Source organism: Desulfobulbus oralis (assembly GCF_002952055.1).
Lineage (GTDB): Bacteria > Desulfobacterota > Desulfobulbia > Desulfobulbales > Desulfobulbaceae > Desulfobulbus > Desulfobulbus oralis.
Genome location: NZ_CP021255.1, coordinates 2,419,675 through 2,438,707, shown reverse-complemented (window position 1 = coordinate 2,438,707; position 19,033 = coordinate 2,419,675). Strand labels below are relative to the sequence as shown.

19 protein-coding genes are annotated in these 19,033 nt (G+C 57.0%); all 19 read left to right on the top strand.

Translation table 11 applies throughout. From position 1 onward, the window contains the following. Window positions 1-81 precede the first annotated feature (81 nt). Window positions 82-606, top strand: a complete 525-nt coding sequence (gene rplJ, locus CAY53_RS10870) for a 50S ribosomal protein L10 (RefSeq protein ID WP_104937117.1) — start codon at window positions 82-84, stop codon at window positions 604-606. Window positions 607-665: 59 nt separating this feature from the next. Further along, window positions 666-1,052 (top strand): 50S ribosomal protein L7/L12, encoded by a 387-nt coding sequence (gene rplL, locus CAY53_RS10865; RefSeq protein ID WP_104937116.1) that lies wholly within the window; start codon window positions 666-668, stop codon window positions 1,050-1,052. A gap of 197 nt (window positions 1,053-1,249) precedes the next feature. Further along, on the top strand, window positions 1,250-5,326 hold the full coding sequence (gene rpoB / locus CAY53_RS10860; protein WP_104937115.1) for a DNA-directed RNA polymerase subunit beta: 4,077 nt from the start codon (window positions 1,250-1,252) through the stop codon (window positions 5,324-5,326). Window positions 5,327-5,385: 59 nt separating this feature from the next. Continuing rightward, window positions 5,386-9,480, top strand: a complete 4,095-nt coding sequence (rpoC, locus tag CAY53_RS10855) for a DNA-directed RNA polymerase subunit beta' (protein ID WP_104937114.1) — start codon at window positions 5,386-5,388, stop codon at window positions 9,478-9,480. 120 nt (window positions 9,481-9,600) lie between these two features. Further along, window positions 9,601-9,972, top strand: coding sequence for a 30S ribosomal protein S12 (gene rpsL / locus CAY53_RS10850; protein ID WP_104937113.1), 372 nt, complete (start codon window positions 9,601-9,603; stop codon window positions 9,970-9,972). 24 nt (window positions 9,973-9,996) lie between these two features. After that, on the top strand, window positions 9,997-10,470 hold the full coding sequence (rpsG, locus tag CAY53_RS10845) for a 30S ribosomal protein S7 (RefSeq protein WP_104937112.1): 474 nt from the start codon (window positions 9,997-9,999) through the stop codon (window positions 10,468-10,470). A 120-nt stretch (window positions 10,471-10,590) separates the two neighbouring features. Next, entirely contained in the window at window positions 10,591-12,663 is a 2,073-nt protein-coding gene (gene fusA / locus CAY53_RS10840; RefSeq protein ID WP_104937111.1) for an elongation factor G, read from the top strand. A 37-nt stretch (window positions 12,664-12,700) separates the two neighbouring features. Next, window positions 12,701-13,891: an elongation factor Tu gene (gene tuf / locus CAY53_RS10835; protein ID WP_104937110.1), complete on the top strand. Its 1,191-nt coding sequence runs from the start codon at window positions 12,701-12,703 to the stop codon at window positions 13,889-13,891. Between the two features lie 13 nt (window positions 13,892-13,904). Continuing rightward, a complete protein-coding gene (gene rpsJ, locus CAY53_RS10830) occupies window positions 13,905-14,216 on the top strand; it encodes a 30S ribosomal protein S10 (protein WP_181040467.1) in 312 nt (103 codons plus the stop codon). A gap of 58 nt (window positions 14,217-14,274) precedes the next feature. Further along, window positions 14,275-14,910 (top strand): 50S ribosomal protein L3, encoded by a 636-nt coding sequence (rplC, locus tag CAY53_RS10825; RefSeq protein ID WP_104937108.1) that lies wholly within the window; start codon window positions 14,275-14,277, stop codon window positions 14,908-14,910. Window positions 14,911-14,933: 23 nt separating this feature from the next. Then, the gene (gene rplD / locus CAY53_RS10820) at window positions 14,934-15,557 is read left to right on the top strand and encodes a 50S ribosomal protein L4 (RefSeq protein WP_017866458.1); all 624 of its coding nucleotides are present in this window, start codon (window positions 14,934-14,936) and stop codon (window positions 15,555-15,557) included. Continuing rightward, window positions 15,554-15,844: a 50S ribosomal protein L23 gene (rplW, locus tag CAY53_RS10815; RefSeq protein ID WP_017866459.1), complete on the top strand. Its 291-nt coding sequence runs from the start codon at window positions 15,554-15,556 to the stop codon at window positions 15,842-15,844. The genes rplD and rplW overlap by 4 nt, the downstream gene beginning before the upstream one ends. 42 nt (window positions 15,845-15,886) lie before the next feature. Further along, the gene (gene rplB, locus CAY53_RS10810; RefSeq protein ID WP_104937107.1) at window positions 15,887-16,708 is read left to right on the top strand and encodes a 50S ribosomal protein L2; all 822 of its coding nucleotides are present in this window, start codon (window positions 15,887-15,889) and stop codon (window positions 16,706-16,708) included. A gap of 17 nt (window positions 16,709-16,725) precedes the next feature. Next, window positions 16,726-16,998, top strand: a complete 273-nt coding sequence (rpsS, locus tag CAY53_RS10805) for a 30S ribosomal protein S19 (protein ID WP_017866461.1) — start codon at window positions 16,726-16,728, stop codon at window positions 16,996-16,998. Window positions 16,999-17,026: 28 nt separating this feature from the next. Further along, window positions 17,027-17,359 (top strand): 50S ribosomal protein L22, encoded by a 333-nt coding sequence (gene rplV / locus CAY53_RS10800; protein WP_017866462.1) that lies wholly within the window; start codon window positions 17,027-17,029, stop codon window positions 17,357-17,359. A 50-nt stretch (window positions 17,360-17,409) separates the two neighbouring features. Next, window positions 17,410-18,084 carry a 30S ribosomal protein S3 gene (rpsC, locus tag CAY53_RS10795; protein ID WP_104937106.1) on the top strand — a complete coding sequence of 225 codons (675 nt, stop codon included), beginning with the start codon at window positions 17,410-17,412 and terminating at the stop codon, window positions 18,082-18,084. Between the two features lie 41 nt (window positions 18,085-18,125). Next, window positions 18,126-18,542, top strand: coding sequence for a 50S ribosomal protein L16 (gene rplP, locus CAY53_RS10790; protein ID WP_017865744.1), 417 nt, complete (start codon window positions 18,126-18,128; stop codon window positions 18,540-18,542). Then, window positions 18,539-18,730: a 50S ribosomal protein L29 gene (gene rpmC, locus CAY53_RS10785; RefSeq protein WP_017865745.1), complete on the top strand. Its 192-nt coding sequence runs from the start codon at window positions 18,539-18,541 to the stop codon at window positions 18,728-18,730. Before rplP ends, rpmC begins: the two co-directional genes overlap by 4 nt. Window positions 18,731-18,762: 32 nt before the next feature. Continuing rightward, on the top strand, window positions 18,763-19,020 hold the full coding sequence (gene rpsQ / locus CAY53_RS10780; protein ID WP_017865746.1) for a 30S ribosomal protein S17: 258 nt from the start codon (window positions 18,763-18,765) through the stop codon (window positions 19,018-19,020). Window positions 19,021-19,033: the final 13 nt, after the last annotated feature.

The following is a 19,033-nucleotide window of genomic DNA, read 5'->3' as shown; positions in this document are numbered from 1 at the left end:
GGCCGGAGTCTGATGCATTCGGCCATTGTCTTTCTATTCTGCTCTTTTTGACTGGCTCCCGTTTGCAACAGGAGGCCTACATTGGATCGTAACCAGAAAAACGAAGTAGTCAGCGGATTGAAGGGCTCGTTTGCCAGGGCCAAAATCGCCATGGTACTCGAGAATCGGGGGCTGAAGGTTTCCGAGCTGGAAAAGCTGCGTAAAAACCTTCGCGAGCAAGATGCGCAGGTGCAGATTGCCAAAAATACCCTCCTGCGTATCGCAGTCCGGGATACGCCCTACGAAAACCTGAGCGATACGCTGACCGGCACTACGATGGTGGCCCTTGGCTTTGATGAGCAGGTGGGCCCAGCCAAGGTGGTGGCCGCCTTTGCCAAGGAGTTTGCTGAGACCTTTGCCATCAGGGCGGCCGATCTGGAAGGGAAGCGGATCAGCGAGGCCGAGTTGCTGGCGCTCTCCAAACTGCCGGGCCGCGAGCAGCTCTTGGCCAAACTGCTTGGCACCATGTCTGCGGTTCCCACCAGTTTTGTCCGGGTACTCAGCGCCGTGCCCCAGAAGTTGTTGTATGCGTTGACTGCAGTCAAAGAGCAGAAGGAAAATCAGTGATTCAGTGATTGGTCGTTTGACGACCTTTCGTGCAACCGAATGTTTCAGGAGGAAAGACCATGGCTGTAAGCAAGGAAGAAGTAATTGAATTTATCTCCAATATGTCCGTCCTTGAGCTCTCCGAGCTGATCAAGGAGCTGGAGGACAAGTTTGGCGTTTCCGCAGCCGCTCCCGTGGCCGTTGCTGCAGCTGCGCCTGCTGGTGATGGCGCGGGCGCTCCGGCTGCTGAGGAGCAGACCGAGTTTACCGTTGTTTTGGCCGATGCCGGTGATCAGAAAATCAAGGTGATCAAGGAAGTCCGGGCTGTTACCACTCTTGGTCTGAAGGAGGCCAAGGATCTGGTCGAGGGGGCTCCCGCCCCCATCAAGGAAGGCGTGAGCAAGGATGAGGCCGAGGCTATCAAGAAGCAGATTGAAGCCGCTGGCGGCAAGGTTGAAATCAAGTAGTACGCATGCCAAGGCCGGAGATTCTCCGGTGTATTGACTGCAAACAGGTAACGCTATAGGGCTTGCTGGCCCTATAGCGTTTGTGTGTTTGCATCGACGAACCAAATCCGTGAGCCCCAATTCTTGTTGTATCTTTCTGTTTTTTCGATACTGTTTTCTTTTTGCCCGCTGACAGAAAAATTGTGCTGAGAGGGAATATGGAGAGAGTACGTAAGTGCTTTGGCAAAATCGCCCAACTTATGGAGCCGCCGCATCTTATCGCCATGCAGCGGGAATCTTACGAACATTTTCTACAGCACGATGTCGCCCCGGAGGAGCGTAAAAACCAGGGGCTGCAGACCATCTTTCAAAGCATTTTTCCGATTACCGATTTCAACGGGCTCTGCTCGCTGGAATTTGTCCGCTACGACTTTGGCGAACCCAAGTACACGGTCAGCGAGTGCATGGAACGGGGCATGACCTATGAGGCGCCCCTTAAGATTACCGTGCGGCTCATCACCTTTGATGTCGATGAGGAGAGCAAGGCCCAGAGCGTGCGCGATATCAAGGAGCAGGAGGTCTTTCTGGGCGCCCTGCCGCTTATGACCCAGGACGGGGTCTTTGTGGTCAATGGCACCGAGCGCGTCATCGTGCACCAGTTGCAGCGCTCGCCGGGCCTGTTCTACAGCCACGACAACGGTCGTTCCCATTCCTCGGGCAAGCGCCTCTACTCGGCGCGCATTATTCCGGTCCGCGGCTCCTGGCTTGATTTCGAATTCGACATCAAGGACATCCTCTACGTGCGCATTGACCGCAGGCGGAAGCTGCCGGTCACCGTTCTGCTGAAGGCCCTGGGCTATACGGCCGAGGATCTTCTGAACCAGTTTTACCGGGTGGATACCATCCAGCACGTTGGCGGCGGGAATTACAGCATTGCCTTTGACCCGGTGGCGCTTGTCGGCCAGCGTTTGAGCCGTGACATCGTGGCCCCGGCCAGCGGGGAGGTTATGGCCAGGCGCGGCGAGAAGATTACGAAAGCGCTGGCGAAAAGGCTGGAAAAGGCCCAAGTCGCCTCTTTGCCCCTTGCCAGCGAAGACCTGGTGGGCCGCTATTTTGCCCACGACGTGGTGCATCCGGAAAGCGGCGAGGTGCTGGCCACCTGCAATTCGGCGCTGACGCCCGAGTTTTTGGCGGCAGCCGCCGAGGCTCAGATTGAACAGTTCCAGTTGCTCTATATTGACGGCGTCAACTACAGCGAGTCCTTTCGCAGCACCCTGCAGGTGGACAAGATCAAGGATACGGAGGAGGCGCTGATCGAGATCTACCGGCGCCTGCGGCCATCCAGCCCTCCGACCCCGGAGGTGGCCCAGTCCTTCTTCGACAGCCTGTTCTTCCAGGATGCCACCTATGACCTGTCGGAGGTGGGGCGCTACAAGATCAACACCAAGCTGGGTCTGAATACGCCGATCGAAAAGCGCACGCTGACCAGGGAGGACATTCTGGAAAGCGTGAAGCACCTGGTACGCCTCAAGGACAACAGCAGGGACGGCGACGATATCGATCATCTGGGCAACCGGCGGGTGCGCACGGTGGGCGAGCTCTGCGAAAACCAGTTCCGCATTGGCCTGGTGCGCATGGAGCGCGCCATCAGGGAGCGCATGAGCATGCAGGAGCTGGAGACCCTGATGCCGCACGATTTGGTCAACCCGAAGCCGGTGAGTTCGGCGATCAAGGAGTTCTTCGGCACCAGTCAGCTCTCTCAGTTCATGGATCAGACCAATCCGCTCTCCGAGGTGACCCACAAGCGCCGTATGTCGGCCCTTGGCCCTGGCGGTCTGTCGCGTGAGCGTGCCGGCTTCGAGGTGCGCGACGTGCATCCGACCCACTATGGCCGCATCTGCCCGGTCGAAACGCCGGAAGGTCCGAACATCGGTCTGATCGTGTCGCTGGCCACCTACGCCACGGTCAATCCCTACGGCTTCATAGAGACGCCTTACCGCTATGTGCAGGATAGGCTCGTTTCCGGGGAGTACAAGTATCTTTCGGCTCTGCAGGAGGAGAAGCAGGTCATTGCGCCGGCCAATGTCCAGATGGCAGACAGCCGGATCGCGGAGGACTATCTGATTGCCCGGAGCGAGAGCGAAGTGACCCGCGTGGCTGCGGAAGACGTGACCATGATGGATGTGGCCCCCAATCAGATGGTGTCCATTGCCGCGTCCCTGATTCCCTTTCTGGAAAATGATGATGCCAACCGCGCCCTGATGGGTTCCAACATGCAGCGGCAGGCTGTGCCGCTTTTGCGTTGCACCGCACCGCTTGTGGGCACGGGGATGGAAAAATATGTGGCCCGCGATTCCGGGGCCTGCCTTTTGTCTGCAGGCGAAGGCATTGTGGAGGAGGCTGACGCCAACCGCGTGGTGATTCGCTACGACAAACCGGACACCGACGGCTTCGAAACCGGCGTGGCCGTGTACCGGCTCACCAAGTACAAAAAATCCAACCAGAATACCTGCTTCACCCAGAAGGCTGTAGTGCTGCCCGGCGAGCGGGTGGTCAAGGGGCAGGTGCTGGCGGACGGTCCTTCCACCGAGGTTGGCGAACTGGCCCTGGGCAAAAACGTTACTATCGCCTTCATGCCATGGCGAGGTTACAATTTTGAGGACTCCATTCTGGTGAACGAGCGCCTGCTGAAGGAGGACACCTTCACCTCGGTGCACATCGAGATCTTCGAAACCATGGCCCGGGACACCAAGCTGGGGAAGGAGGAAATCACCCGGGATATTCCCAATATCGGCGAGGACGGCCTGCGCGACCTGGATGAGTCGGGCATTGTCCGCATCGGCGCCGAGGTGAAGGCCGGGGACATGCTGGTGGGCAAGGTCACCCCAAAAGGCGAGACCATGCTGTCGCCGGAGGAAAAGCTCCTGCGCGCGATCTTCGGCGAAAAGGCAGGTGATGTCAAGGATACCTCCCTGCGGGTGCCGCCTGGCGTGGAAGGCGTGGTGATCGATGCCAAGGTCTTTTCCCGCAAGGGTGTGGACAAGGATGAGCGCGCACTGATGATAGAGGAGCTGGAGCTCGAGAGCATCAACCGCGATATGGAGGCTGAGCTGAACTGCCTGCAAAAGGGTGTGCGCCATGCTCTGGCCGCTCTTTTGAACGGCCGTACTGTCAAGAGTGATATCAGGGACGCCAAAGGCGAGGTCATTCTGAAGCTGGGCAAGCAACTGACAGGCAAGGTGATCAATCAGGTGCCCTTCGGCGCGCTGGGAACCCTCGATTTTGCGGAAAAGGGCAAGTACGAAGAAGAAATCAACGCCATTTTTACCCGGCACGCCAATCAGGCAAATCTGGTGCGCAAGCGCTACGAGGGTATTGCCGAGCGCCTGGAAAAGGGGGACGATCTGCCGCCGGGCGTGGTCAAAATGGTGAAGATCTATGTGGCTACCAAACGCAAGCTCTCTGTGGGCGACAAGATGGCCGGCCGCCATGGCAACAAGGGCGTTGTCTCCCGGCTCCTGCCCGAAGAGGACATGCCTTTCTTTGCGGACGGCACCACAGTGGACATGGTGCTGAACCCACTGGGCGTGCCCTCGCGCATGAACGTGGGACAGGTGCTGGAATGTCATCTGGGCTATGCTGCCAAGAAACTGGGCGAGCAGATTGAGCGATTGGCCAGGGAACGGGAGCTGGCTGAGGCCAGGGCCAAATTGCAGAAGATCTACAGCAGGGAAGAGTACGAACGGCTGACTGCGGGTCTGGACGACGATGCGCTTCTGGACAAGCTGCGCAAGTACGGCAGGGGCATCCACGTGGCCACCCCGGTTTTCGACGGGGCCTCCGAGGTGGAGATCCGCAAGCTCTTGGTCGAGGCCGGAGTGGACGAGGTCGGCCAGGCGACGCTCTACGACGGCCTCACAGGCGAGCCTTTTGCCAATCAGGTTACCGTGGGCACCATGTACATGCTCAAGCTGCACCACCTGGTGGCCAACAAGATTCATGCACGCTCCACCGGTCCCTATTCGTTGGTGACCCAGCAGCCGCTGGGCGGCAAGGCTCAGTTCGGCGGCCAGCGGCTGGGGGAAATGGAGGTCTGGGCCATGGAAGCTTATGGCGCAGCCTACACCCTGAAGGAGTTTCTCACGGTCAAATCCGATGATGTCGATGGACGTACCACCATGTATGAAAAAATCATCAATGGCAACAACTTCCTGGAAACCGGCCTGCCCGAGTCCTTCCACGTCCTGGTGAAGGAGCTGAAGGGCCTGTGCCTGGACATCGAGCTCCTGGAATAGCGGCGTTCCGCTGTCAGGTCGGCAAAACCATTGGTGTTCACAAGATAGAGGTGCCAACCGTGGAAGACGTATTCAGCTTTTTTGCGAAACCCAAGGAACCGGTCAGTTTCAACAGGGTCAAAATCTCTCTGGCCTCGCCGGAAAAGATACTGGAATGGTCTCATGGCGAAGTCAAGAAGCCGGAGACCATCAATTACCGTACCTTCAAGCCCGAACGCGATGGCCTGTTCTGCGCCAAAATCTTCGGGCCGGTCAAGGACTACGAGTGTAACTGCGGCAAGTACAAGCGCATGAAGCACCGTGGCGTGGTCTGTGAAAAGTGCGGTGTCGAGGTCATTCAGTCCAAGGTCCGGCGTGAGCGCCTGGGGCACATCGCCCTGGCAGCGCCGGTCGCCCACATCTGGTTTCTGAAGAGCCTGCCCTCCAAGATCGGCTCTATTCTGGACATGACTCTGAAGGAACTGGAACGTATTCTTTACTTCGAGTCCTATGCGGTGGTCGAGTCCAGCGAAGAGCATCTGCCGGTGGGCAGCATTCTGAGCGAAGACCAGTACCGGAAGGCCATGGAGGATTATCCCGACAGGTTCCGGGTCGGCATTGGCGCCGAGGCTATCCGCGAGATGCTGGCTGCTCTGGATCTGGACGCGCTTTCGGAGACGCTCAGGCAGGAAATGCGGGAGACCGGCTCTGCCACCAGGCGGGCCAAGCTGGGCAAGCGGCTGAACGTGGTGGAGGCCTTTCGCGATTCCGGGAACCGGCCCGAGTGGATGATTCTGACCGTCATTCCGGTGCTGCCCCCGGATTTGCGGCCTCTGGTGCCCCTGGAAGGCGGGCGTTTCGCCACTTCGGACCTGAACGATCTCTACCGCCGGGTTATCAACCGCAACAACCGCCTGAAGCGGCTTCTGGAACTGGACGCGCCGGATATCATTATCCGTAACGAAAAGCGCATGCTGCAGGAAGCGGTGGATGTCCTTTTCGACAATGGTCGCCGTGGCCGTACCATCACCGGCCCGGGCAAGCGGCCCCTGAAGTCGCTTTCCGATATGCTGAAAGGCAAGCAGGGTCGCTTTCGCCAGAATCTGCTGGGCAAGCGGGTGGACTATTCCGGCCGTTCGGTCATCGTGGTCGGGCCTCATCTGCGGCTGCACCAGTGCGGTCTGCCCAAGAAGATGGCCCTGGAGTTGTTCAAGCCCTTCATTTACAGCCGGCTTGAGCAGCAGGGCCACGTGAGCACCATCAAGAGTGCCCGCAAGATGGTGGAAAAGGGGGTAAAAGAGGTGTGGGACGCCCTTGAGGAGATCGTGCAGGAGTACCCGGTCATCCTGAACCGTGCTCCAACCCTGCACCGTCTGGGCATGCAGGCCTTCGAGGTGCTGTTGATCGAAGGCAAGGCCATCCAGTTGCACCCCTTGGTCTGCACGGCGTTCAACGCCGACTTTGACGGTGACCAGATGGCCGTGCACGTGCCGCTTTCGGTGGAGGCGCAGGTCGAGGCCCGGGTCCTGATGATGTCCACGAACAATATCCTCTCGCCGGCCCACGGCGGGCCCATCATCATTCCGAGCCAGGATATTGTCCTGGGCCTCTACTATATGACCCGGGAACGGCCGGGCGCGCCGGGCGAGGGCCTGGTTTTCGGCTCGCCGGCCGAGGCGCGTATCGCCTTTGACCAGGGCGTAGCCCACATGCAGGCCAGAGTCAAGGTGCGCATGAAGAAGGACAAGAGGAACGACGAGGAGGCAGCGGCCCTGGTGGATACCACCATTGGCCGCACCCTGGTGGGTGAAATCCTGCCCGACGCCGTACCTTTTTCCCTGGTCAACAAGGAGATGTCCAAAAAGGAACTGGCCTTCCTGATCGATTATACCTATCGCCACGCCGGCACCAAGGAAACGGTGCTTCTGGCCGACCGGATCAAGGATCTGGGCTATGAGAACTCCACCCTGGCAGGCATCTCCATCTCCATCAATGACATGAAGATTCCTGTGAGCAAGGAGGATCTGGTCGCAGCCTCCGAGCAGGAGGCTGCGGAGGTCGAACAGCAGTACGCGAGCGGTCAGATTACGGACGGCGAAAAGTACAACAAGCTGGTTGATATCTGGACCAAGGCGACTGACAAGATCATCGAAGAGATGATGCAGGAAATGTCAGTGGACTACATCAAGGGCAGGGACGGCAAACTCCAGGAAATCAAGAGCTTCAACCCGGTCTATATCATGGCTGACTCGGGCGCCCGCGGTTCCCGGGACCAGATCCGTCAATTGGCCGGCATGCGCGGCCTCATGGCCAGGCCGGATGGCAAGATCATCGAGACACCCATCAAGGCCAATTTCCGCGAGGGTCTGAGCGTTCTGGAGTACTTCATCTCCACCCATGGCGCCCGCAAAGGCCTGTCGGATACGGCTTTGAAGACCGCCAACTCCGGCTACCTGACCCGACGCCTGGTGGACGTGGCCCAGGACTCGACGATTGTCGAGCATGATTGCGGCACCATGCAGGGGACGCTGGCCGAGCCCCTGATCGAAGGCGGTGAAATCATCACCCGCATCGGCGAGCGCATTCTGGGCCGGGTGGCACTGGATGACGTGGTGGATCCGCACAGCGGCGAGGTCATTGTGCATGCGGACGAGGAAATCACGGAGGACAAGGTCGAGCAAATCGAGGCTGCGGGCATCGACCGGGTGATGATCCGTTCGGTGCTGACCTGCGAGTCCAGGCGCGGCATCTGCGCCATGTGCTACGGCCGTGACCTGGGGCGCGGCCACATGGTCAACATCGGCGAGGCCGTGGGCATCATTGCCGCCCAGTCCATTGGCGAGCCGGGTACCCAGCTCACCATGCGGACCTTCCACATCGGTGGCGCGGCCAAGGGTTCCATTGAGCAGGCCGAAATCCGCACCCAACGCGGCGGCGAGGTCTGCTACAGGAACCTGCACTCCGTGCAGAATGCCGAGGGCCACAACATCGTTATGAGCCGCAGCTCCGAAATCCTCATCCGCGACGAGCAGGGGGCCGACCGGGAGCGCTTCCCGGTGCCCTACGGCGCCACCGTGGTGGAAAAGGAGGGCGCGAAGGTCGAGCCAGGCACGGTCATTGCTTTCTGGGACGCCTTTTCCTTGCCGATCGTGGCCGAGGTGGGCGGCACCGTCAAATACGGCGATGTGGTCGAGGGCGAGACCATGCAGGAGCGCATTGACCCGGTCACGGGCATTACCAGCAAGGTCATCATGACAAGTGGCTTCTCCAAACAGGTCAATCCGCGCATCAGCATCAAAAACGAGGCGGGCAGGACCATGAAGCTGCCGGACGGTCAGCTCTTTGCCCGTTATCCATTGCCCGCAGGCGCCATCATCACGGTGAACGAGGGCGAGACGATCAGCGCCGGCCACGTGCTGGCCAAGATTCCCCGCGAAACCACCAAATCCAAGGATATCACCGGTGGTCTGCCCAGGGTCGCAGAGCTTTTCGAGGTGCGCAAGCCCAAGGAGCAGGCCATTATCAGCGAAATCGACGGCCGCGTCACCTTTGGCAAGGAACTGAAAGGCAAGCGGCGGGTCATTGTGGTGCCGGAAGTCGGCGAAGCCAAGGAATACCTGATTCCGAAATCCAAGCCGATCACGGTGCATGAAAACGACCACGTTGAGGCCGGTGATCCGCTCATGGACGGTTCCCCGCTGCCCAATGACATTCTGCGCGTCAAGGGCCGGGAAGAGGTGGCCCGCTTCCTGGTCAACGAGATTCAGGAGGTGTATCGACTCCAGGGCGTCAAGATTAATGACAAACACATTGAGACCATCGTGCGGCAAATGCTGAGGCGGGTGCGCATCACCCATGTGGGCGATTCGTCCTTCATGCTGGACCAGCAGGTGGAGCAATGGAAATTCCGGGAGGAGAACGAGCGGCTCGCCAGGGAGGGCCTGCAGGCGGCTGCAGCCGAGCCCCTGCTTTTGGGTGTGACCAAGGCCTCCCTGTCCACGGATTCCTTTATTGCCGCCGCCTCCTTCCAGGAGACGACCAAGGTGCTGACCAACGCCGCCATGGCCGGCCGGGTGGATGATCTGTCCGGCCTGAAGGAAAACGTAATTATGGGTCGGCTGATTTCGGCTGGCACCGGTCTGCGGCGCTACCGTGTCAACCAAGGTGATGAGTGAAAAAGCGCTTGCATTTCCCGTCGCTATACTTTATAAATACCGGCTTACGTTTTTAACGTAATTTTTCATTTGCGATTATTTGAGAGCAGGTAAGGCTCTTGAGTGAGAAGGAGTTGCCGCATGCCAACCATCAATCAGCTTGTCCGTAACCGGAGAAAGCAGCTCAGCCGACGTTCCGGCTCTCCGGCACTGCAAAACTGCCCGCAGAAGCGCGGGGTCTGTGTGCGCGTCTATACCACGACGCCCAAGAAGCCGAACTCCGCCTTGCGTAAGGTTGCCCGCGTGCGCCTGACCAACGGCATTGAGGTTACCTCCTATATTCCTGGCATCGGACACAACCTGCAGGAGCACTCGGTCGTGCTGATCCGCGGGGGGCGCGTCAAAGACCTGCCCGGTGTCCGCTATCACATCGTTCGGGGTACGCTGGACAGCTTGGGCGTCAGCAATCGCCATCAGGGTCGCTCCAAGTACGGCGCAAAGCGGCCAAAATAAAATTTTCCGGTAGAAGGTAGGATCATGCCAAGAAAGAAGGTACTGGACAGGCGCTCCGTTGCTCCGGACCCACGTTTTAATTCGGTGCTTGTTTCCAAGTTTACCAACAGTCTGATGTGCGAGGGCAAGAAGACGGTGGCGCGCCGGCTGTTCTACGACGCCATGGACATCATCAAGAGCAAGGTGGCCGACCAGGAGCCGCTTGCGGTCTTTGAGGAGGCCATGGAAAACGTGCGGCCCAAGGTCGAGGTGAAGAGCCGTCGTGTGGGTGGCGCTACCTATCAGGTGCCGATTGAAGTGCGGCCCGAACGGCGTAATGCCTTGGCCATACGCTGGATTATCAACTACTCCAAGGGGCGCTCCGGTGAGTCCATGTCCGACAAGCTGGCGGCAGAGCTTTTGGACGCCTATAACAATCGTGGGCAGGCCGTCAAAAAGAAGGACGATACCCACAAAATGGCCGAAGCCAACAAGGCCTTCGCCCATTACCGATGGTAGCAGGACGCAGTACACGCTTCTTGACGTCGGGAACAGGCCTGAGTATAGAGCTTCGCTCTTCGTTTATCCAAGGCGGTTTGCGTATTATGAGTCGGCAGACGGCGAGAAAGTGTGACATAGATGGAATCGCTCGGGAAAATTCGCAACATCGGCATCATGGCCCATATCGATGCCGGAAAAACGACAAGCACTGAGCGTATTCTCTTTTATACCGGGCGTTCACACAAGTTGGGAGAAGTTCATGACGGAACGGCGGTCATGGACTGGATGGAACAGGAGCAGGAGAGGGGGATTACCATTACCTCTGCTGCAACGACATGCTTTTGGGCGGATCATCAGATCAATATTATAGACACGCCCGGGCATGTAGACTTCACTGTCGAAGTCGAGCGGTGTCTGCGGGTTCTGGATGGTGCTGTCGCCGTGTTCTGTGCTGTCGGTGGCGTCGAGCCGCAGTCCGAGACGGTATGGCGCCAGGCGGACAAGTATCATGTGCCCCGCATCGCCTTTGTAAACAAGATGGACCGGGTGGGTGCATCCTTTACAGGATGTATCGCCGAAATGGAGCGCCGGCTGGGGGCGTCGCCGGTTGCGATTACGCTGCCCGCTGGCAGCGAGGACGTCTTTTTTGGGGTAATTGATCTGCCTGCACAGCGCCTTCTGCGCTTCACGGAAGAGTCCTTGGGGCAGACAGTGCTGGAAGAACCTATCCCCGATGCCTATCGGGATGCATCATCGGCCGCCAGAATGCAGCTTCTCGAAAAGTTGGCCGACTTTGATGAGAAGCTCATGGAGAAATATCTCAGCGATCAGGAAATCAGTCCTGATGAGATTCATGCAGCCTTGAGAAAGGCTACTCTGGCGTTGAAACTTGTCCCTGTGCTGTGCGGATCCGCCTTCAAGAACAAGGGGATTCAGCCCCTGCTTGATGCGGTCGTTCGTTATTTGCCTTCCCCCCTGGATATTCCACCAGTGGAGGGGATGGGGCCTCAGGGGCAAAGAGTGCTGCGCAGGGCTGATCCGAAAGAAAAACTGAGTGCCCTGGTGTTTAAGCTGCAAAGTGATGCCTTTGTCGGCAGTCTGGCCTTTGTTCGCGTTTACTCCGGCGTGCTGGGACTTGGACAGAAGTTCTTCAATCCGCGCCAGAAAAAGACGGAGAAGCTGTCCAAGCTGTTGAAGCTGCATGCCAACAAACGCGAGGAGGTGCGGCAGCTCGGGGCTGGTGAGATCGGGGCCGTGGTTGGGCTGAAATTTACTCGGACAGGGGACACGCTCTGTGAGGCGGACGACAGTATTGTCCTGGAAAATATCGCCTTTCCCGAGCCCGTGATTGGTATCGCCATAGAAGCCAAAACCAAGGCGGATGAAGAACGTCTGAAAAAAAGTCTGGCCGAAATTGCCAGGGAAGATCCCGGTTTTCGTGTTTCGGTCAGTGAGGATACCGGTCAGACGATCATTTCAGGGATGGGTGAGCTGCATCTTGAAGTTGTTGTGGACCGGCTGGCCCGCGAGTTCAAGGTCGAGGCGAATGTGGGCGAGCCGCAGGTTTCCTACCGGGAATCCATAACGCGCCCGGCACAGGCTGAAGAGCGGTTCGAGACTCCGCTCGGGGGCAAAGAGCAGTACGGGCACGTAAAAATCGAGCTGGTTCCAGGCGAGAAAGGTCAGGGTAACAGCTTTGAGATTTTGGTTGACGAGGGGGAAATTCCCGCACTCTACCTTGAGGCTATACGGAAAGCTGTTCTGGACAGCCTGGAGTCCGGCCCCCTGGTTGGTTATCCCCTGATTGATGTGAAGGCCCTGTTGGTGGGCGGTTCCTACGACGAGGAAAAGTCCACGGAGATGGCTTTTGGCATTGCTGCCACGGTGGCGTGCAGCCGGGCTGCTGCCGAGGCTGCTGCGGTGTTGCTGGAGCCGATAATGCGGCTTGAGATTATAACTCCGGATGAATATCTGGGGGATGTGATCAATGATCTGAATCGGAAGGGAGCTCAGATCCTCAGTCTTGACGCCGGCAAAGGCGTACAGGTCGTTGATGCCAAGGTCCCTCTGGCCGAGATGTTCGGCTACTCGACGGAACTCAGGTCCAGTACCCAGGGCCGGGCGACCTTCAGCATGCAATTCAGCGAGTTCGCCGAAGTCCCCGCAAGGCGAGCAGAAGCGATAATTCAAAAGATCCGGGGCGTGGTCTGATGGGTGGAAAGAAGATTTTCTGAAAGAGGTATTCAGAATGGCTAAGGAAAAATACGAGCGGACGAAGCCGCATGTCAATGTGGGAACCATTGGTCACATTGATCATGGGAAGACGACCTTGACGGCGGCCATTACGCAGGTTTTGGCGAAGAAAGGTCTGGCGAAGTTTATCGACTACAGCTCGATTGACAAGGCGCCTGAGGAGAAGGAGCGGGGGATTACGATTTCCACCTCCCACGTTGAGTACGAGACGGACAAGCGGCACTATGCCCATGTTGACTGCCCTGGGCATGCGGACTACATCAAGAACATGATCACGGGAGCGGCCCAGATGGACGGGGCCATCCTGGTGGTTGCGGCGACGGACGGGCCGATGCCGCAGACGCGGGAGCATATTCTTCTGGCGCGTCAGGTTGGAGTGCCAGCGATTGTCGTCTTTTTGAACAAGTGCGACATGGTGGATGACCCGGAGCTGATCGAGCTGGTTGAGATGGAGCTCAGGGAACTTTTGAGCAAGTATGATTTTCCTGGGGACGAGATTCCGATTCTGAAGGGCTCTGCGCTGAACGCATTGAACAACCCTGAGGATCCTGAGGCGATCAAGGGGATTTTGGAGCTGATGGATGCGGTTGACAGCTACATACCCCAGCCGGAGCGCCCGATAGACAAGCCGTTTTTGATGCCTGTGGAAGATGTGTTTTCGATTTCCGGCCGTGGCACGGTGGCGACGGGACGCGTTGAGCGCGGGATCATCAAGGTTGGTGATGAAGTCGAGATTGTGGGCGTCCGGGAGACGGTGAAGACGACCTGCACCGGTGTCGAGATGTTCCGCAAGCTGCTGGACGAGGGGCGTGCTGGGGATAACATTGGCGCGTTGCTGCGCGGTCTGAAGCGGGAGGAAGTGGTTCGTGGTCAGGTACTGGCGAAGCCGGGCTCGATCAAGCCGCACAAGAAGTTCCAGGCTGAGGCCTATATTCTGACGAAGGAGGAAGGCGGCCGTCATACGCCCTTCTTCAACGGGTACCGTCCGCAGTTTTACTTCCGGACAACGGATGTGACTGGGGTATGTACGCTGGAGGAAGGTGTTGAGATGGTTATGCCTGGGGACAATGTGCATATTACCGCGGAGTTGATCACGCCGATCGCCATGGAGGAAGGCCTTCGCTTTGCCATACGTGAAGGCGGTCACACGGTAGGCGCCGGCGTCGTCAGCAAAATTCTCGAGTGAGGCGTTATTCATGATTCCTGCAGACAAAATCCGGATCCGCCTGAAAGGCTATGACCACAAACTTCTGGACCTTTCGACGAGGGAGATTGTTGAGACGGCGCGGAGAACCGGAGCCACTGTTGTGGGGCCGATACCCCTGCCGACCAGTGTCAACAAGTATACAGTACTCCGATCCCCCCATGTGGATAAGAAGTCCCGTGAACAGTTTGAAATGCGGACGCATCGCCGGCTGCTGGATATTCTGGAACCAACACAGCAGACGATTGATTCCCTGATGAAGCTGGAGCTGTCCGCCGGTGTGGATGTGGAGATCAAATTGCCTTGAGCTTACGCCTGACCGGGCAAGAGCACGACAATCAAACGAAAGATTCAGGTAGAAAGCGATGCCAAAGACAGCTGGTATTCTGGGGAGAAAAATAGGCATGACCCGGGTGTACGACGAAAATGGCCATGCCATTCCCGTGACAGTCATAGAGGCAGGCCCATGTGTGGTATTGCAGCGAAAAACCGCTGAAAAGGAAGGATATGACGCGGTTCAGCTGGGCTTCCTGCCGCGCAGGCAGTCGCGTATCACCAGGGCTGAGGCTGGCCACTGCAAGCGGGCCGGATTAGAGCACGGATTTTATCATGTTCGTGAATTTCGTGTACAGCCGGATAACGAGCTTGCAGTGGGGCAGGAATTGGCCGTATCCACGCTGTTTAAAATAGGTGATAAGGTCAATATTAGCGGCGTCAGCAAGGGCCGGGGCTTTCAGGGGGTGGTCAGACGTCATGGTTTCAAGGGGGGGCGTGATACGCACGGTTCGAACTTCCATCGTGCTCCCGGCTCCATTGGCAGTAGTGCCTGGCCGTCCCGTGTTTTGAAGGGACTGCGGTTGCCGGGCCGGATGGGCAACGAGCGGGTGACGCAGAAAAACCTGAAGATTGTCGATATTCGCGAGGGACACTTTTTATTGGTGCATGGTGCGGTGCCAGGTGCCAAAAACGGTCTCCTGAATATCTACAGCATCGCTGCTTAAGTTTGTCGTGCAAGGAGATTGAGATGGCTGTTTGCAATGTACTGAATACACGCGCCGAGAAGGTTGGGGAAGTTGATCTCAACGACGCACTGTTCAATATTGAGGTGAACCCAGGCATCCTGCACGAGGTCGTGTGCATGCAGCGTGCGGCCCGGCGCAGCGGCAATGCCAGCACCAGGTGCAAGGGTGAAATCAGTGGCGGCGGTGTCAAGCCCTGGCGCCAGAAGGGGACCGGTCGTGCGCGGTCCGGGAGTCGTACGTCTCCTCTGTGGCGCGGTGGTGGCACCGTTTTTGGCCCCAAGCCCCGCGACTATGCCTATAGCCTGCCGAAAAAGGTCAGAAAACTGGCACTGCGGATGGCAATGAGCGCCCGCAATCAGGAGGGGAAGCTGCTCGTACTGGACAAGTTCGAGATGCCAGCGGTGAAAACGAAGGACTTCGTTGCAACCATGAAAAGACTGGCTGCAGATAACTGCCTCATTGTTGTCGAGGCAATGGAAAAAAATCTTGATCTTTCATCTCGAAATGTGATTGGCGTCAAGGTGCTGCCAGTTGCTGGCTTGAATGTCTACGATATTTTGAAGTACGACAAACTCATGTTGCTGCAGGCCAGCCTTGACGGGATCGAACGGAGACTGACCGTATGAATACCTTGTATGATGTCATTAAAAAGTCTCGCCTGACCGAGAAGGGTAACAAGTTACAGGAAACCCAGAATACGGTTGTCTTCACTGTGGCTGGCACTGCCAACAAGATTCAGATCAAGGCAGCAGTGGAAAAGCTTTTCAAGGTCAAAGTTGCAAAGGTTGCCACAGCCCATGTGAGAGGTAAAAAGAAACGAGTGGGCATCCGCTCGATTGGCAAAACGAGTGACTGGAAGAAAGCGTACGTTACACTTGCAGAAGGAAAAATCAACTTTCTGGAAAATCTGTAACTCACTTTTCTCAGGTATTCAGCGTAGAAGGCAGAAAAGACAATGGCTATCAAAATCCATAAACCGACTTCACCGGGCAAGCGGCACTACGTTTCGTTGGCACAGGATGTGCTTACACGCAAAGATCCTGAAAAAAGTCTGCTGGCGCCGCTGCAGAAAACCGGAGGCCGTAATAACTATGGCCGGGTAACGGCACGCCACAATGGCGGCGGACATAAGCGTAAATATAGAATTGTCGACTGGAAGCGCGATAAGAATGGTATTCCTGCCCGGGTTGTGGCCATAGAGTATGATCCAAACCGCTCCGCCAATCTGGCACTGCTCAACTACGCGGATGGAGAGAAGACGTATATTCTCGCTCCCAACGGCCTTGCAGTTGGCGATACGGTCGTGTCAGGGCCTGAAGCCGATATCAAACTTGGCAATTGCCTGCCGATGTTCAATATCCCTCTGGGAACCGTTATTCACAATATTGAAATGAAAATCGGCAAGGGCGCGCAGATGGTGCGCTCTGCAGGATCTGCCGCCCAGTTGATGGCCAAGGATGGCAATCATGTCCTGGTCAAGTTGCCTTCCGGTGAGGTGCGCCGTTTTAGCAAGGACTGTCGTGCCTGTATCGGCCAGGTGGGGAATACTGAGTATGGGAGCCAGAAGATGGGCAAGGCCGGGCGTGCACGCTGGCATGGCATCCGGCCTTCGGTGCGGGGCGTGGCCATGAACCCGGTGGATCATCCAATGGGCGGCGGTGAAGGCAAGAGTTCCGGCGGCCGGCATCCCTGCTCGCCCTGGGGCACGCCGAGCAAGGGCTTTAAGACCAAAACCCGCAGGACTGCTGATCGAGATATCGTCAAGAAACGGAATTAGGAGCGGAGAGAGAAATTATGGCACGTTCCATCAAAAAGGGCCCATTTGTGGATGATCACCTGTTGAGCAAGGTTGAAGCGGCACAGGAAAGTGGTTCGCGCAAGGTGATAAAAACCTGGTCGCGCCGCTCCGATATTGTTCCTGAAATGGTCGGGTTGACTTTTGCGGTGCATAACGGTAACAAGTTCATCCCTGTCTATGTCACGGAAAATATGGTGGGCCACAAGCTGGGCGAGTTCTCACCGACCAGGACATTTTACGGTCATGCCTCCGATAAAAAGGCGAAATAGAGCTGCAGGGGATACGAGGAGGTAGATTATGGAAATTAAGGCCGTTGCGAAATACATTCGCCTTTCTCCGCAAAAAGCTCGTCTGGTGGCCGATGTTGTTCGCGGCATGGGTGTGGAAGATGCTTTGACCACCCTGCGTTTTATGCCTAAAAAGGGTGCTGGCATTATTCGTAAGGTGCTGGCCTCGGCTATTGCCAATGCCGATCAGGTTGATACAGTCGATGTGGATACGCTGTATGTCAAGCAGATACTGATTGACGGCGGGCCTATGCTGAAGCGCTTCAGTCCGCGCGCGCAGGGCCGGGCCAATCGTATTCTGAAGCGTTCAAGCCATATAACGGTGGTTGTTGACGAGAAATAACGGCAAGGACGAAGTGGTTCCTAATTTAGCAGAAGTGCACGGAGGACATCTTGGGTCAGAAAGTTAATCCCATCGGTTTGCGGCTTAACATTACCCGGTCATGGGAATCGGTATGGTACGCTGATAAGGGCTATGCAGCGAATCTGAATGAAGATCAAAGGGTGCGCGCCTATCTCAAGAAGCGGCTGTATCATGCCGGCATCTCCCAGATCATGGTTGAGCGCACCGGTGATAAGGTCAAGATCAAGCTGTTCGCAGCGCGCCCCGGCGTGATCATAGGCAAGAAAGGCGCCGAGATAGAGAACCTCAAGAAGGGACTGGATCAGGAATTCAAGCGCCCCTTCCTCATTGACATTCAGGAAGTTCGCCGGCCCGAGGCCGATGCACAGCTTGTGGCGGAAAGCATCGCCCAGCAGTTGGAGAAGCGCATAGCTTTTCGCCGGGCCATGAAGAAGTCGATCAACTCGGCCTTGCGTTTTGGGGCCCAGGGTATCAAAGTGTCCTGCTCCGGTCGCCTGGGCGGTGCGGAAATGTCCAGGACGGAATGGTTTAAGGAGGGGCGTGTGCCTTTGCACACACTGCGTGCGGACATCGATTATGGCCTGGCTGTCGCCCGGACCACCTATGGCATTATTGGAGTCAAGGTCTGGATATTCAAAGGCGAGATACTGGCTGACGCAAACGAAGCGCCCCAGCGTGAAGCGCAGTCGGCAGTGGCTGCATGAGTTGCTGCGAGTGATGGGTTTTATTCAGAGAGGATAGACATATGTTAAGCCCGCGTAAGGTTAAGCATAGAAAACAGTTCAAGGGTCGGATGCGCGGTGCGGCGCAGCGCGGCGAAGAAATCAGCTTTGGCGATTTCGGTCTGAAGGCCATGGAGTGCGGCAAGCTGACCGCCCAGCAAATTGAAGCCGCCCGTATTGCCATCAACCGCAAAGTCCGTCGCGGCGGCGCTTTATGGATTCGCATCTTCCCGGACAAACCCATTACCAAGAAACCGGCTGAAACCCGCATGGGCAAGGGTAAGGGGGTTCCTGATCATTGGGTTGCAGTGGTCAAGCCGGGTAAGATGCTGTATGAGCTGCGGGGGGTCCCGGAGGAACTCGCGGTTGAAGCTCTGCGCCTGGCAAGTTACAAGTTGCCGTTTCCAACTGCAATAGTGAGCAAGAGTGAGGGTATATGAGCCAGAACTTAAAGGATCTTTCTGTTGCAGAACTGCAGATAAAGGATCGGGAGTTACGCGAGTCGCTTTTTAAGCTGCGTTTTCAACATGGTATTCGTCGCCTGGACAATCCGGCGCAACTGTCCCGTATAAAGAAGGATATTGCCCGTGTTCAGACCTTTCTGGCGCAAAAAGCCAATCAGCAGTAATTCGCCGCCACTTACCTCTTAAAGGTTTTGCAATGAGTACAGAAAATGTGAAGAAGACGCGCCGAGGCGTGGTAGTGAGCAACAGTATGGACAAGACTGTTGTGATTTTGGTCGAGCGCAGGGTACTCCACAAACTTTACAGGAAGTACGTGCGCAGACGTGCGAAGTATATGGCGCATGATACGAACAATCAGTGTCAGGTAGGCGATCGCGTCCTTATTGAAGAGTGCCGGCCGCTTTCGAAGAGAAAACGCTGGTTGGTACGGTCTGTGCTTGAGCGGGCCGCCTGACAGATGGGTATCG

Excerpts from the sequence above, each read along its gene's own strand:
- rplP (WP_017865744.1), top strand. The coding sequence starts at position 18,126 with ATGTTAAGCCCGCGTAAGGTTAAGCATAGAAAACAGTTCAAGGGTCGG.
- rplW (WP_017866459.1), top strand. The coding sequence starts at position 15,554 with ATGAATACCTTGTATGATGTCATTAAAAAGTCTCGCCTGACCGAGAAG.
- fusA (WP_104937111.1), top strand. The coding sequence starts at position 10,591 with ATGGAATCGCTCGGGAAAATTCGCAACATCGGCATCATGGCCCATATC.
- rplC (WP_104937108.1), top strand. The coding sequence starts at position 14,275 with ATGCCAAAGACAGCTGGTATTCTGGGGAGAAAAATAGGCATGACCCGG.
- rplV (WP_017866462.1), top strand. The coding sequence starts at position 17,027 with ATGGAAATTAAGGCCGTTGCGAAATACATTCGCCTTTCTCCGCAAAAA.
- rpsG (WP_104937112.1), top strand. The coding sequence starts at position 9,997 with ATGCCAAGAAAGAAGGTACTGGACAGGCGCTCCGTTGCTCCGGACCCA.
- rpsL (WP_104937113.1), top strand. The coding sequence starts at position 9,601 with ATGCCAACCATCAATCAGCTTGTCCGTAACCGGAGAAAGCAGCTCAGC.
- rplL (WP_104937116.1), top strand. The coding sequence starts at position 666 with ATGGCTGTAAGCAAGGAAGAAGTAATTGAATTTATCTCCAATATGTCC.
- rplD (WP_017866458.1), top strand. The coding sequence starts at position 14,934 with ATGGCTGTTTGCAATGTACTGAATACACGCGCCGAGAAGGTTGGGGAA.
- tuf (WP_104937110.1), top strand. The coding sequence starts at position 12,701 with ATGGCTAAGGAAAAATACGAGCGGACGAAGCCGCATGTCAATGTGGGA.
- rplB (WP_104937107.1), top strand. The coding sequence starts at position 15,887 with ATGGCTATCAAAATCCATAAACCGACTTCACCGGGCAAGCGGCACTAC.
- rpmC (WP_017865745.1), top strand. The coding sequence starts at position 18,539 with ATGAGCCAGAACTTAAAGGATCTTTCTGTTGCAGAACTGCAGATAAAG.
- rpsQ (WP_017865746.1), top strand. The coding sequence starts at position 18,763 with ATGAGTACAGAAAATGTGAAGAAGACGCGCCGAGGCGTGGTAGTGAGC.
- rpsS (WP_017866461.1), top strand. The coding sequence starts at position 16,726 with ATGGCACGTTCCATCAAAAAGGGCCCATTTGTGGATGATCACCTGTTG.
- rpoB (WP_104937115.1), top strand. The coding sequence starts at position 1,250 with ATGGAGAGAGTACGTAAGTGCTTTGGCAAAATCGCCCAACTTATGGAG.